The sequence below is a fragment of the Polynucleobacter cosmopolitanus genome, from assembly GCF_002224225.1.
GTDB classification, from domain to species: domain Bacteria; phylum Pseudomonadota; class Gammaproteobacteria; order Burkholderiales; family Burkholderiaceae; genus Polynucleobacter; species Polynucleobacter cosmopolitanus.
Genome location: NZ_NJGG01000001.1, coordinates 924,553 through 938,705, shown reverse-complemented (window position 1 = coordinate 938,705; position 14,153 = coordinate 924,553). Strand labels below are relative to the sequence as shown.

12 protein-coding genes are annotated in these 14,153 nt (G+C 45.7%); 6 read left to right on the top strand and 6 right to left on the bottom strand.

The window, feature by feature from the left end; genetic code table 11:
- Positions 1 to 9 precede the first annotated feature (9 nt).
- Genes aroA through gyrA form a run of 6 tightly spaced genes read right to left on the bottom strand, consistent with a single transcriptional unit; the run spans position 10 to position 8,239 of the window.
- Positions 10 to 1,320 (bottom strand): 3-phosphoshikimate 1-carboxyvinyltransferase, encoded by a 1,311-nt coding sequence (gene aroA, locus AOC33_RS04845; protein WP_089515622.1) that lies wholly within the window; start codon positions 1,318 to 1,320, stop codon positions 10 to 12.
- A gap of 14 nt (positions 1,321 to 1,334) precedes the next feature.
- The gene (locus AOC33_RS04840; RefSeq protein WP_089515620.1) at positions 1,335 to 2,216 is read right to left on the bottom strand and encodes a prephenate dehydrogenase; all 882 of its coding nucleotides are present in this window, start codon (positions 2,214 to 2,216) and stop codon (positions 1,335 to 1,337) included.
- 2 nt (positions 2,217 to 2,218) lie between these two features.
- Complete coding sequence (gene hisC, locus AOC33_RS04835) at positions 2,219 to 3,355, bottom strand: histidinol-phosphate transaminase (protein ID WP_089515419.1); 1,137 nt, start codon at positions 3,353 to 3,355, stop codon at positions 2,219 to 2,221.
- Positions 3,356 to 3,371: 16 nt separating this feature from the next.
- Positions 3,372 to 4,451 carry a prephenate dehydratase gene (gene pheA, locus AOC33_RS04830; RefSeq protein WP_089515418.1) on the bottom strand — a complete coding sequence of 360 codons (1,080 nt, stop codon included), beginning with the start codon at positions 4,449 to 4,451 and terminating at the stop codon, positions 3,372 to 3,374.
- The gene (gene serC / locus AOC33_RS04825) at positions 4,441 to 5,532 is read right to left on the bottom strand and encodes a 3-phosphoserine/phosphohydroxythreonine transaminase (RefSeq protein ID WP_089515417.1); all 1,092 of its coding nucleotides are present in this window, start codon (positions 5,530 to 5,532) and stop codon (positions 4,441 to 4,443) included. Before serC ends, pheA begins: the two co-directional genes overlap by 11 nt.
- A complete protein-coding gene (gene gyrA, locus AOC33_RS04820) occupies positions 5,525 to 8,239 on the bottom strand; it encodes a DNA gyrase subunit A (RefSeq protein ID WP_089515416.1) in 2,715 nt (904 codons plus the stop codon). The genes serC and gyrA overlap by 8 nt, the downstream gene beginning before the upstream one ends.
- A 106-nt stretch (positions 8,240 to 8,345) precedes the next feature.
- Between gyrA and ompA the strand changes: the two genes are divergently transcribed.
- The 6 genes from ompA (at position 8,346) to AOC33_RS04790 (ending at position 14,144) form a co-directional block, all read left to right on the top strand.
- A complete protein-coding gene (gene ompA, locus AOC33_RS04815; RefSeq protein ID WP_089515415.1) occupies positions 8,346 to 8,921 on the top strand; it encodes an outer membrane protein OmpA in 576 nt (191 codons plus the stop codon).
- A 132-nt stretch (positions 8,922 to 9,053) separates the two neighbouring features.
- Entirely contained in the window at positions 9,054 to 9,749 is a 696-nt protein-coding gene (gene ubiG, locus AOC33_RS04810) for a bifunctional 2-polyprenyl-6-hydroxyphenol methylase/3-demethylubiquinol 3-O-methyltransferase UbiG (RefSeq protein WP_089515414.1), read from the top strand.
- Complete coding sequence (locus AOC33_RS04805; RefSeq protein WP_089515413.1) at positions 9,749 to 10,453, top strand: HAD family hydrolase; 705 nt, start codon at positions 9,749 to 9,751, stop codon at positions 10,451 to 10,453. The genes ubiG and AOC33_RS04805 overlap by 1 nt, the downstream gene beginning before the upstream one ends.
- A 6-nt stretch (positions 10,454 to 10,459) precedes the next feature.
- On the top strand, positions 10,460 to 11,797 hold the full coding sequence (gene chrA, locus AOC33_RS04800; protein ID WP_089515412.1) for a chromate efflux transporter: 1,338 nt from the start codon (positions 10,460 to 10,462) through the stop codon (positions 11,795 to 11,797).
- Between the two features lie 81 nt (positions 11,798 to 11,878).
- Positions 11,879 to 12,937, top strand: a complete 1,059-nt coding sequence (gene mnmH / locus AOC33_RS04795) for a tRNA 2-selenouridine(34) synthase MnmH (protein ID WP_089515411.1) — start codon at positions 11,879 to 11,881, stop codon at positions 12,935 to 12,937.
- Positions 12,930 to 14,144: a 50S ribosomal protein L11 methyltransferase gene (locus tag AOC33_RS04790; RefSeq protein WP_089515410.1), complete on the top strand. Its 1,215-nt coding sequence runs from the start codon at positions 12,930 to 12,932 to the stop codon at positions 14,142 to 14,144. The genes mnmH and AOC33_RS04790 overlap by 8 nt, the downstream gene beginning before the upstream one ends.
- Positions 14,145 to 14,153: the final 9 nt, after the last annotated feature.

The following is a 14,153-nucleotide window of genomic DNA, read 5'->3' as shown; positions in this document are numbered from 1 at the left end:
TCGAGTCAATTAGATTGATTTTGCAATTTGAGAAAACTCTTTGAAATACTCTGGGAATGTTTTTGCCACACAAGCAGGATCATTGATCCTGATCCGCAAAGGTCCAAGAGCGGCCAAAGAAAAACACATCGCCATGCGATGATCATCATACGTATCAATGCCTTGGACTGGAGACTGCCAATGTTTTGGCGGTGTGATCTGAATGTAGTCATCACCTGAATCAACCATCGCACCAACTTTTCTTAACTCATTGGCCATCGCAGCAATTCGATCTGTCTCTTTGACTTTCCAACTTGCAATACCTGTTAGCTTGGTAGATCCTTCAGCAAACAAAGCTGCCACAGCCAAGGTCATTGCCGCATCAGGTATTGCCAAACAATTGAGCTCAATGCCTTGCAACTTCCCGCTGGGCGTATCGACACCTCTGACCTCAATCCAATCATCGCCCGCCATCACATTGGCGCCCATTTGATTGAGCGCCTCGGCAAAAGCTACATCGCCTTGAATACTGTTTCTACCAACGCCAGTGACTCTCACAGGGCCTTGAGAAATAGCGCCGGCCGCCAAAAAATAAGAAGCAGATGAAGCATCACCTTCAACATAGAGTGTGCCTGGACTGCTGTACGGTTGACCACCATTGGCTGGAATATAGAATTTCTGCCAGTTGTCATTGCGCACATCAACACCAAATCGTTTCATTAACTTCAAGGTGATAGCAATGTACGGTTTTGAGATCAGCTCACCAATCACCTCGATACAAATTTCATTTTTAGCAACGAGAGGTAATGACATCAACAAAGCTGTTAAGAACTGGCTAGAGACATCCCCGCGCACTTTGATCAATTCATTGGTGCGAATTTGCCCTTGAGAGATTTTCAGTGGCGGATAACCCTCTTGTTGCTCATAAGCCACTTGAGCGCCCACCATTCGCAAGCCATCGACCAAATCACCAATGGGTCTTTCATGCATCCGTGGCACGCCATGCAAACGATAGTCACCGCCTAAAATAGCTAAAGCAGCTGTCAAAGGACGTATGGCTGTGCCTGCATTCCCCATGAATAAATCTGCTTGTTGATTGGGCAGGCGGCCAGCGCAACCCTGAACCACGCAATCCCCATCAGTCTCATCAATCTTGATACCCAAGGTTTTGAGTGCGGCACGCATCACTTGCGTGTCATCGGCATCCAACAATCCTTTTAAGCGAGTTGCTCCTGAAGCCAGGGCTGACAGAAGTAAGACTCGATTAGAAATACTTTTTGAACCGGGTAAAGCAACTGTTCCTTCAGCTTTGATGCATGGCCCTAATTCAATAAACTCAATCACACCAGAACTCATCAACGACCTTCCCACTTTTGGCGTTCAGCACTGGCGCGCGTAAAAGCTTTCAATAAAGCATCGCCATCTTCCTTGGCAATCATGTCTCTCAGTTGCTTGGTTAAGTTGAGGTATTGATCCATCTCTTTTAATAGCGCTGTTTTATTGGCCAAACTGATGTCGCGCCACATCTCAGGACTTGAAGCTGCAATCCTTGTGAAATCTCTGAAGCCAGCCCCTGCATGACCCAATTTGACATTGGCGTCCTCTGCATTTGCCACCTGCAACATCAAGGCAAAAGATAAAACATGAGGTAAATGCGAAATCGCAGCGAACACAGCGTCATGCTGTAAAGCAGACATGCGATGAGTGTTGGCGCCCATGCCCAACCAAAATTTATTGATGGCCTCTACAGCCGCTGGTGCATTTTCTTGCAAAGGACAAATGATCACTTCTTTACCTTGGTACAAATCTGCTTTGGCAGCACTCGCGCCATGTTGTGCCCCACCGGCGATTGGATGCGCCGGAATAAATTGCGCTACTTTGTCACCCAAAGCAGTTTTAGCCGCCATGATCACATCCGTCTTAGTACTACCTGCATCAGTGATCAAAGCATTTTGTTTTAGGTGTGGCTCAATCGCATGAAGGATGCTGAAAGTTTGCGCAACAGGCACGCACACCACGATCACATCTGATTCTTTAGCGCACTGCTCAAGACTCACCACTTGATCAATCGCCCCAAGCTTGATAGCCTCATTTAAATTCGCTTCTGAACGACCAACACCCAAAACCTTATCAAAGGTTTTGGCTTTTTTATGCGCCAAACCAATAGAAGCGCCAATCAAACCAACACCAACAATACCCAAAGTCAAAGGTTTTACTGCTGAAGTATTTTGGGTCATGGTCATCGCCCAAGTATTTTCTTAAGGGCATCGATGAAGATCTGATTCTCTTCAGGTAAACCAATAGAGATGCGTAACCATTGGGGTAAACCGTAATTGCCGACCGGACGAACAATCACACCCGCTTTTAAAAGTTCTAAATTAACTTTAGCGCCGGCATTGGGCTCTTCGCCCACTTTCACCAAAACAAAATTGCCTGATGATGGAATGTATGACAAACCCATCAAGTCAAAGGCTTTGGTCAACTGCGCATAGCCTGCACAATTGAGGTCATAGCATTTCTTTAAAAAAGCACTGTCAGCCAATGCGGCAATCGCAGCGGCCTGAGCCAAACTATTGACGTTGAACGGCTGACGAATTCGATTCAATAAATCAGTGATATTATTTTGCGCAATGCCATAGCCAATTCTCAAACCAGCCAAACCATAGGCCTTTGAAAAGCTTCTTGAAACAATCACATTCGGGTATCTTCTGACCCAAGCAATCGCGTCGTATTGCTGTTCTGGCGTTAAAAATTCGTTATAAGCCTCATCGATCACAACCACCACATGCTCTGGCACTTTTTGTAAAAAGGCTTCGATCTCTGATGCTTTTAAAAATGTTCCGGTGGGATTATTAGGATTAGCAACGAACACCAAACGTGTTTTAGCTGTGATGGCTTTTAACATCGCCGGCAAGTCATGGCCAAAATCAGCCGTTGCAGCAACTTCAATCGCTTTTGCACCAACCGCTTGAGTGGCTAATGGATAAACAGCAAAAGCATGCTTTGAGAAAACAACCTCATCACCTTCTTGCGCAACAGCTCTGGCAGTCAACTCCAAGATGTCATTACTGCCATTACCCAGAGTGATCCACTCAACAGGCACATTGAGTTTTGTTGCCAAGGCATTCTTTAATTCAAAACCATTGGAATCTGGGTAACGACCCAAATCTTCAGCTGCTTTTGCCATGGCTTTTTTAGCAGATTCAGGCATGCCCAATGGGTTTTCATTGGAGGCCAATTTAACAATCTTGCTTTCATCAAGGCCAAATTCGCGAGCAACTTCACTGATGGGTTTACCACCAACATAAGGAGCAATGTCTCTTACGTGCTTAAGTCCAATCAATTGCTCGGCGCTTTGTCTAACGTCCTTGGCCATGATCAATCCCTCTTAATTAATGACTGCGTGGGTATGACCCTAGGTTTTTGAAAAACGCTGCTTCAGCCTGTAACTCAGACAATGCTGCAGCAACCTTTGGGTCATTGGCATGACCATCCATATCAATATAGAAGAAGTACTCCCAAGTGCCGCGTCTTGCTGGACGTGACTCAAGGCGATTCATTGAAACACCATGCTTTGCCATAGGTGCCAATAACTGATGAACGGCGCCAGGTTTATTGTTAACGGAAAGAATCACAGAGGTTTGATCATTCCCCGAAGGCTGACATGAACCATGGCTCACGATCACAAAACGCGTACGGTTATGTGGATCATCCTGAATCTGACTTTGCACAGCTTGCAAGCCATACTGTTGTTGCGCTGAATCTCCAGCAATGGCAGCCACCGTTGCATCTTGAGATGCCAACTTTGCAGCCTCGCCATTACTGCTCATCGCTTGATGATCTAATTTAGGCACATTGCTTGATAACCAACGCTGACATTGAGCCAAAGCTTGGGGGTGAGCCATCACACGCGTCACACCATCTAATGTTCCTGATTTGGTCAACAAATGATGTTTGATGACCAAAGCCACTTCACCAGTGATCTTCAAATCAGTGTCTAGCAATAAATCCAATGTTCTTGAAATTGCACCCTCTGATGAATTTTCAACGGGCGCAACGCCGAAATCAGCTGCGCCAGCATCCACTGCACGAAACACCTCATCGATGCTTGAACAAGGGACTTTGCTGATCGACTGTCCAAATTGAGCAAACGCAGCTTGCTCTGAAAATGTGCCAGCTGGCCCTAGATAAGCCACCCTCACTGGTGCTTCTAAAGCACGGCAAGCAGACATGATTTCTCGCCAAATATAGGTGATGCCATCAGCCGCCAAAGGACTTTTGTTTTTTGCAATCAAACCGTCAATCACTTGACGCTCACGCTCTGGACGGAAAACTGGTGCATTCACATCATGCTTGATTTTGCCGACTGCTTGAGCAGCTTCGGCACGAGCTGCCAGTAACTCTAAAAGTTGCTGATCAATGGAGTCAATCCGAGCACGCAAAGGAGCTAAATCTTTATCATCAGCAGCCACGTTCAAACTCCTTCATGTACTCAACCAATGCTTGTACACCTGCCATTGGCATAGCGTTATAGATACTGGCGCGCATTCCGCCAACACTCTTGTGACCTTTGATATTCATCAAGCCTTGCTTAGCAGCACCTTCTACAAAAGCCTCATTCAACTTCTCATCCTTGAGATAAAAAGTCACGTTCATGCGTGAGCGACAGCTTTCATCAACCTTAGATGCAAATAAGCCACTTGAATCAATCGTACTGTAGAGCAAATTTGATTTTGCAATATTTTGCTTTTCCATGGCAGCAACACCGCCTTGGCGTTTTAACCATTTAAACACCAAACCTGCTAAATAAATACTGTAAGTGGGTGGCGTGTTGAGCATTGAATCACTCTCAGCCTGCTTCGCCCAATCCCACACCATTGGCGTGATAGGCATTGCATGACCCAATAAATCTTTGCGCACAATCACGATGCTCAATCCAGCTGGGCCAATATTTTTTTGTGCGCCACCAAACAAAACACCGAAATCATTGATATCAAAAACTCTGGACAAAATATTGCTAGAAACATCGGCGACCAAAGGCTTGCTCACCTTAGGAACTTGTTGAAACTCAACACCACCAACAGTTTCGTTAGAACAAATGTGCACATAGGCAGCATCATCCGACAGCTGCCAATTCTTTTGATCAGGAATGCTTGTAAAGCCGGTATTGGCACTTGAAGCCGCAACGTGAGCTTGACCATACTTGGCCGCTTCTTTGACAGATTTCTCTCCCCAGATACCAGTCACAACGAAATCTGCCTTAGGACCATTTTTAGCCAATGGCATCAAGTTCATTGGAATCGCTGCATTCTCACCGATAGCGCCACCTTGTAAAAACAAAACGGCATAGCTATCAGGGATGTTCATTAACTCGCGAAGATCGGACAAAGTCTCTTCGTAACAAGCCATGAAAGGCTTGCCACGATGACTGACTTCCATCACGCCCATGCCCAAACCATTCCAGTTGAGCATTTCATCAGCGGCCTGTTTTAAAACTTCTTCAGGAAGCGTTGCTGGCCCTGGTGCGAAGTTAAAAACGCGGCGATCAAACATTCTCCGGCTCCCCGCCCTCATCTTCTTGCGTCGCTACACCATCAACTGCATCATCCGCTGATTCATCATCACCTTCATCATCATCGCTTTCAGCAATGCGCTGTAAACCTGATAATTGAGTTCCCTCATCAACGTTAATCAAAGTCACGCCTTGAGTGGCACGGCCCATTTCACGAATCTCAGCAACACGCGTACGAACCAACACACCACCTGTTGTGATCAACATGATTTGATCTTGCTCTGATACCAAAACGGCAGCAACTACTTTACCGTTACGCTCACTTGTTTGGATCGCAATCATGCCTTTTGTGCCACGACCATGGCGAGTGTATTCAGCGATCGGTGTGCGCTTACCATATCCGTTAGCAGTGGCAGTTAGAACACTGCCTGCTAATGGCGCACCATTTTCATCAACAGCATTTGTTTGGCCTTCAACTTCAGCAGGCGCTACCAACATGGCAATCACTTCATGTGTTGTATCCAAGTTCATACCGCGAACACCGCGAGCTGTTCGACCCATTGGACGCACATCGTTTTCATCAAAACGAACTGCCTTACCAGCGTCGGAGAACAACATCACATCGTGACGACCGTCCGTAATGGCTGCACCCACCAAATGATCACCCTCATCCAAATCAACCGCGATGATGCCGGCTTTACGTGGATTAGAGAAATCTGATAAACGTGATTTCTTCACCACACCTTTGCGAGTTGACATGAACACATACTTGTCATCTTCGTAGGCTTTGATTGGAAGAATCACTGTGATTTTTTCACCCTCAACCAATGGGAAGATGTTCACAATTGGTTTGCCGCGCGATGCACGACCACCTTGTGGAACTTCCCATACCTTCAGCCAATACATGCGGCCGCGGTCTGAGAAACACAAAATCGTGTCATGGGTATTGGCAACGAACAAGGTATCAATCCAATCTTCGTCTTTTGTGGCTGCAGCTTGCTTGCCACGACCACCACGTTTTTGGGCACGGTACTCAGACAAAGGTTGGCTCTTCATATAGCCGCCATGTGACAAAGTCACAACCAAATCTTGTGGGGTGATCAAATCTTCTGTGAACAACTCAGTCGCGTTCATCTCAATGCGTGAACGACGACCTGAGTCATTACCCGCTTGACCAAATTCAGCCTGAACAGCTTGAAGCTCTTCTGTGATGATGACGGTGATGCGCTCCGGCTTGGCCAAGATGTCTAATAAATTAGCAATCTCAAGCATCACTTCTTTGTACTCACCAACAATCTTATCTTGCTCAAGACCTGTTAAGCGCTGTAAGCGCATTTGTAGAATCTCTTGAGCCTGACCTTCTGATAAACGATACAAACCATCTGCTTGCATACCAGCAGCAAGATCCAAATCTTCAGGACGGAATGAATTACGGCCACCAGGCGCATCTTTTTCTGCACGCGCCAACATCTCACGCACAACTTCAGAGTCCCAAGACTTCAATAGCAATTCACGCTTCGCCTCTGGAGGCGTTGGTGCCGCCTTGATGATTTTGATGAATTCATCAATATTGGCAAGAGCCACAGCCAAACCTTCAAGTACGTGACCACGTTCACGCGCTTTGCGAAGTTCGAAAACAGTTCGACGAGTGACCACTTCTCTGCGGTGCGACAAGAAGCAATCCAACATTTGCTTCAAGTTCAACAAACGTGGCTGGTTATCCACCAAGGCCACCATGTTCATACCGAATGTGTCTTGCAACTGTGTGTACTTATACAAGTTGTTCAGCACCACCTCAGGCACTTCGCCACGCTTTAGCTCAATCACAACGCGCATACCGGATTTATCAGATTCATCACGAATGTCTGAAATACCCTCGACTTTTTTCTCAGTGATGAGTTCGGCGATGCGCTCAAGCAAAGTCTTCTTATTGACTTGGTACGGTAATTCGTCAACGATGATCGCCTGACGTGAACCACGCTCCATATCTTCAAAGTGAGTCTTGGCACGCATGACCACGCGACCACGACCAGTTCGGTAACCATCTTTAACACCTTGGATGCCGTAGATGATTCCAGCTGTCGGGAAATCAGGGGCTGGAATGATCTCCATCAAATCATCAATCGTGCACTCTGGATGATTGAGTAAATGCAAACAAGCAGAAACAACCTCATCCAAGTTGTGCGGAGGAATATTGGTGGCCATACCCACAGCAATACCTGATGATCCGTTGATCAACAAATTAGGTATTTTTGCCGGAAGGATTAATGGTTCTTTTTCGCTACCGTCATAGTTCGGTCCGAAATCAACAGTTTCTTTATCTAAATCGTCTAATAGCTGATGGGCTATCTTCGCCAAACGAATTTCGGTGTAACGCATCGCCGCAGCGTTATCGCCGTCCACGGAACCGAAGTTACCTTGACCATCAACCAACATGTAACGCAAGGAGAAATCCTGCGCCATACGAACGATGGTGTCGTAAACGGCGGAGTCACCGTGCGGATGGTACTTACCGATCACGTCACCGACGATACGGGCAGACTTCTTGTACGCCCTGTTCCAGTCGTTATTGAGCTCATGCATCGCGAACAAAACACGACGGTGAACGGGCTTTAAACCATCCCTCACATCAGGCAAAGCTCGGCCCACAATGACGCTCATGGCATAGTCCAAATAGGACCGACGCATCTCGTCTTCTAGGGATATTGGGAGTGTCTCTTTAGCAGCGTTATTTTGTGTAATTTCCATCAGGCGATTTTATCACTCACAGGCTGTTATTTATATGATTTCTAGTGCTAAAATATGAGTTATCCAATTTGGATCAGCCTCCACACAGATAATTTGAGGAATAAAAATGAAAAAACTACTACAACTACTTGCTATCGCTGGTATCGCTATCAGCTCAAGCGCTTTTGCTCAAAAATCAGTTGATAACTGGGTAAACAGCACAGGCATCGTTTGGAAGAACGGTACAAATGAACTTTGCTGGCGCAATGCCAACTGGACTCCAGCGACTGCTGCTCCAGGCTGTGACGGCGCTATCGCTGCAGCCCCCGCTGCATCTCCAATCGCAGCCGCAAAAGTTACTTTGAACGCTGATGCATTGTTTGATTTTGATAAATCAGTACTGAAGCCTGCTGCTCAAGCAAGCTTGGACAGCTTGGCTGGCAAAGTAAAGAGCTTGACTCTTGAAGTGATCGTTGCTGTTGGTCACACAGATTCAATCGGTACAGATGCTTACAACCAAAAATTATCTATCCGTCGCGCTGAAGCAGTTAAGAAATACTTGGTAAGCCAAGGTATTGAAGCTAAGCGTATCTACGTTGAAGGCAAAGGCGAGTCACAGCCAGTTGCTGATAACAAGACAGCTGAAGGTCGTGCTAAGAACCGTCGCGTTCAGATCGAAGCCATCGGTACACGTAAGAACTAATTTAGTTTAGTTTTACTAAAAAAACCCGGTTCTGCCGGGTTTTTTTACGCCCACATTTTCTCGATAACCCCTCATTGGGTCTGCTACCCCGAGCTTTCAACAAACTTCTATTCACTTGATTAGAATAGAGCCATGAATGCAGATCAAACCGAATTAGATAAATTCAGCGCTTTAGCTCATCGCTGGTGGGATCCCACCAGCGAATTCAAGCCCTTACACGCCATCAACCCCCTCCGCTTGGATTGGATCAATCAGCACATCGGCCTAGAAGGTAAGCGAGTTCTTGATGTTGGTTGCGGCGGAGGAATTTTGGCTGAATCGATGGCCAAAATGGGTGCCAAGACCAAGGGTATTGATCTTTCTAAAAAAGCTTTGCAAGTGGCCGAGCTTCACAGCCTAGAAACCTCTGTTCCGGTTGACTATGAATTGATCAGCGCCGAAGATTTAGCCCAAAGAGAAGCTGGCCAATATGATGTTGTCACATGCATGGAAATGCTTGAGCACGTGCCAGACCCAATGAGCATCATTCAAGCTTGCTCAACCCTGGTGAAGCCCGGCGGGCACATTTTCTTCAGCACCTTGAATCGAAACCCCAAATCCTATTTATTCGCCATCATTGGTGCTGAATATGTACTTCGTTTGTTACCTAAAGGTACTCACGATTACAAAAAATTCATCAAACCTTCAGAACTCAGTCAATTTATTCGACAAGCTGGTTTACAAATGAATGAGCTGATGGGTATGACCTACAACCCATTCACTGAAGTTTATTCACTGGGTCGCGATACCGACGTTAACTACATGATCGCAACCTCTAAAAATACCTAATGTCGAATTCAGATTCAGGGTCTTCATCCAAAGCAAGAAAGACGCCTCTTTATGAGGGAGTCTTTTTTGACTTGGATGGCACCTTGGCTGACACAGCACCCGACTTGGTGGCCGCAGCCAATCTTCTGCGCATCAAAAGAAATCTCGACCCTTTGCCATACGAAGTCCTGCGTCCGCGCGCATCCACTGGAGCTCGGGGCTTAATTTTCGGTGCGTTCGGATATGACAAAGATCATCCAGAATTTGAAGAACTTCGTCTTGAGTTTTTAGCAAACTACGAAAAAGATATTTGCGTTCACACCAAGCTATTTGATGGCGTTTCAGACATATTGGATGATCTTGAAACTCACTCCATCACTTGGGGCATTGTGACCAATAAGTCTGAGCGCCTGACCCATCCACTATTGAACTTGATGAATTTGGCCAAACGCAGTCAAGCCATCATCGGTGGAGACACCACCCCATTTGCAAAACCACACCCTGCCCCAATCCTTAAAGCAGCAGAAATTTGTTCAGTGAACCCACTCAATTGCATCTATGTGGGCGATGACCTCAGAGACATTGAAGCTGGTAAAGCAGCTGGTATGAAAACAGTGGCTGCAGCTTATGGCTATTGTGGATGCGATGAGCACTTCAGTGAATGGGGTGCAGATCACATCATCCACCACCCATCAGAATTAAGCGCCCTTTTATTGGCCAATTGATTGAGTATGCATTCACCTGAATCAACTCAAGATCAGTCATCAAACAATCAAGCTGTTTCCGCTTCCACTTTAATTTCTACTCCCAGCCTAAAAGAGGCTTTTTGGTTTTGGCTCAAACTCGGCTTCATCAGTTTTGGTGGGCCGGCCGGTCAAGTGGCCACCATGCATCAAGAATTGGTCGAGAGAAAGAAATGGATTTCCGAAGATAACTTTCTTCATGCACTCAACTATTGCATGCTCTTGCCTGGACCCGAGGCCCAGCAATTGGCGACCTATTTAGGTTGGTTGATGCATCGCACCTGGGGCGGGATCATCGCTGGCGTTTTATTCATTTTGCCGTCTTTGCTTTTATTCATTGGCTTGTCTTGGGTCTATTTGATTTATGGTCAGCAAGCATGGCTTGTCACTGTATTTGACACAATCAAACCAGCCGTGATCGCCATCATCTTTTTTGCCGCCTACAAGATGGGTAAGAAAACACTCACCAACGTTTCATTAACAACAGTTTGTTTGATTACTTTTATAGCTTTGCTTGTATTCAACATTCCATTTCCACTGGTGATATTCGGCGCAATCTTAGCCGGATTATTTCATCACAAAGTAAAACAAAGTAAGGCGGTTGAAGCTGAAATTAAATTTACAGCAGCAAATCAAACCAAATTAAGCGCCCAACACTTTTTCAAAATTGGCTTGTCCGGCCTACTGCTTTGGTTAATACCCTTTGGATTGCTGATCAGCACATTTGGCTGGGTCAATACCTACAGTCAAATGTCATGGTTTTTCACTAAAGCAGCTTTCTTGACCTTTGGTGGCGCTTACGCCGTATTGCCCTATGTTCATCAAGCAAGTGTTGAACAGTTTCAATGGCTCACATCAACACAAATTCTGGATGGCTTGGCTTTGGGTGAAATCACACCTGGTCCATTGATCATGATTGTGGCATTCGTAGGATTCTTGGGCTCCTTCAAACAAGAGTTGCTCGGCATTGAAAATCTATTTTGGGCTGGCTCCCTGGGTGCGATTGTTGCCACATGGTTCACATTCTTACCATCGTTCATGTTCATCCTGCTCGGCGCACCTCTGGTAGAGATGAGCAAACAATACGGCAGGCTCAATCAAATCTTGAAATTCATCACGGCAGCAGTTGTTGGGATGATTCTTCATTTGGGCAGCTTTTTCATGATTCATGTTTATTGGCCCAAGGGCTTTACACAAAGTCCTGAATTACTTTCAATTGGCATCACACTGATCTCGCTTTACCTCTTATTGATGAGACGCTGGTCCATCATTCAAATCATCGGGATTTGCCTTTTATTTGCAAGCATCAGACTATTTGTTTTGTAAATAAATCAATAATTTAAGAATGTTGGTCAATACCATGGGAAAATTGAGCCCATTCAATTGTCTTAAGTACTTTGTAACCCCATGAAATCCTCTATAACCGCCGACATCCTTGAGCGCTCAAGCTTCGATGAAATCATCGATGTGCGCACACCCGCGGAATATGCAGAGGATCATATTCCCGGCGCCATCAACTGTCCCGTACTTTCAAATGAGGAACGCGTCATTGTTGGAACCATGTACAAACAAGCATCCCCATTTGACGCAAAAAAAGTTGGCGCAGCATTGATTGCAAAAAAAATTGCTTCTTACATTGAAACCGAATTCAAAGATAAATCCAAAAATTGGAATCCATTGATTTACTGTTGGCGTGGCGGCAAACGCAGCGGCTCAATGACGCACATTCTTCGACAAATAGGTTGGAATGCTCAAATCTTGGATGGCGGGTACAAGTCATACCGCAAAGAAGTTGTGACCAAACTCAACACCTTGCCTCAACAATTCAACTACATGGTGATCACTGGCCAAACTGGCAGTGCTAAGAGCCGCGTTCTAGAAAAACTAAATCAATTAGGCGCACAGGTTTTAGATTTAGAGCAACTGGCCATTCATAAAGGCTCGGTTCTTGGAAATATTCCAAATATCCCACAACCTAGTCAAAAAATGTTTGAGACAAAGCTCATTCAAGCTTTGGAAAAATTTGATGCAAACAAAATTGTTTTTGTCGAAGCTGAAAGCCGAAAAATTGGCAGCCTGCACGTGCCCGATGTTTTATTAGAAACCATGCGCAAAAGTCCTTGCATCAAGATTGAAGCCAGCATTGAAGCCAGGGTTGAATTCTTGATTTCAGACTACGATTACTTCATTCAAGATCCGCAGCATTTGATCAGCACCATCGATTACCTGAAAGATCTGCACAGCAAAGAAACCTTGGCTCGCTGGAAATCACTCGCTCAAGAGGGTCAGTGGCCAACACTGGTGAGTGAATTACTTGAACAGCACTATGATGCCCTTTACCGTCGCTCACAGAATTCCAATTATGTGAATTACGAAACCGCCACAAGCTTTAACACCGCAGACTTATCTGCCAAAGGAATTGATATCTTAGCCAAGCAAATATTGATGGGACCCCATCATGTATAAAAATCTTTCTCACGAAACCGCTCATCCACCCATCAGCTGGGATGAAGGTGAAACCACACACTCTTGTCGTTGGCGCTCCGAAAAAGGTTTGCCACCGCCTAAAAAATTGATCATTGCAGATGACACTCTCACAGCTGACGAAGCCTACCGTGTTGCCTGCGAAGGGACTGGCATCATCTGGCGAGGCGACTTTCAAAACGCCAAACAATTACTGCAAGCGATGTCACGACGTGCTGACAAACCTTCTAAGAAAAGCATTCGCAATAAAAAGTCTGCAAAGAATAAACAAGAAGGTGTTATTCCTCTTGCTGTGCCGATGTCAGAAATTTTTCACAAACACCGCCTCACCCAATCACAAAGAAGCCGAACGCTGGGCATGCTGTTGATACAAGTAGAACCAGATCACACCATTGCACTCAGAAGAGCGCCGGATGTGAGCCAAGCTTGCTTGGCAGTCTACGGAGCTGTTACTGAGCCCTACGTGATGTCTTTAAGAGATTTACTGGGATTCATTGGCTCATTGGAGTGGCGCAAAAATGGCATGGCGCTAGATGCCCTTAAAGACCTCGGTGATGGCCGCATTCATCCTCATTACGGGGTATTTGCGCCTGTTCGTTCTGAATACATTGGCTTATTAGAAAAAGCCCCTTTCCCAGCATCTATCAATAAGCAATCATTGGCTTTTGATATCGGTACCGGAACAGGCGTTCTAGCAGCCGTTTTGGCTAAACGTGGGATTCAAAAGATTGTCGCAACAGACCAAGATGAACGCGCTATTGAATGTGCGGCAGAGAACATTGAAGGTTTAGGTATTGGTAAGCAAGTCAAACTGTTGCAAACCAATCTTTTCCCTGAAGGCCAGGCTCCCTTGATTATTTGTAACCCACCTTGGGTTCCAGCAAGACCAAGCTCACCGATTGAATATGCGGTTTACGATCCAGACAGTCAAATGCTCAAAGGATTTTTAGCTGGCTTAAAAGATCACCTCACTACTGATGGTGAAGGATGGTTAATTTTGTCAGATTTTGCAGAACACTTAGGTTTGAGAACCCGCGCAGAATTGTTGTCATGGATTGAAGCTGCGGGACTAAAAGTATTGGGTCGCAATGATGTCAGACCAACTCATATCAAAGCGCTAGATACTCAAGACCCTTTGTATCGTGCAAGAGCCGCTGAAGTGACTTCTCTATGGAGATTGGGCGCTTAGGTGCTTAGT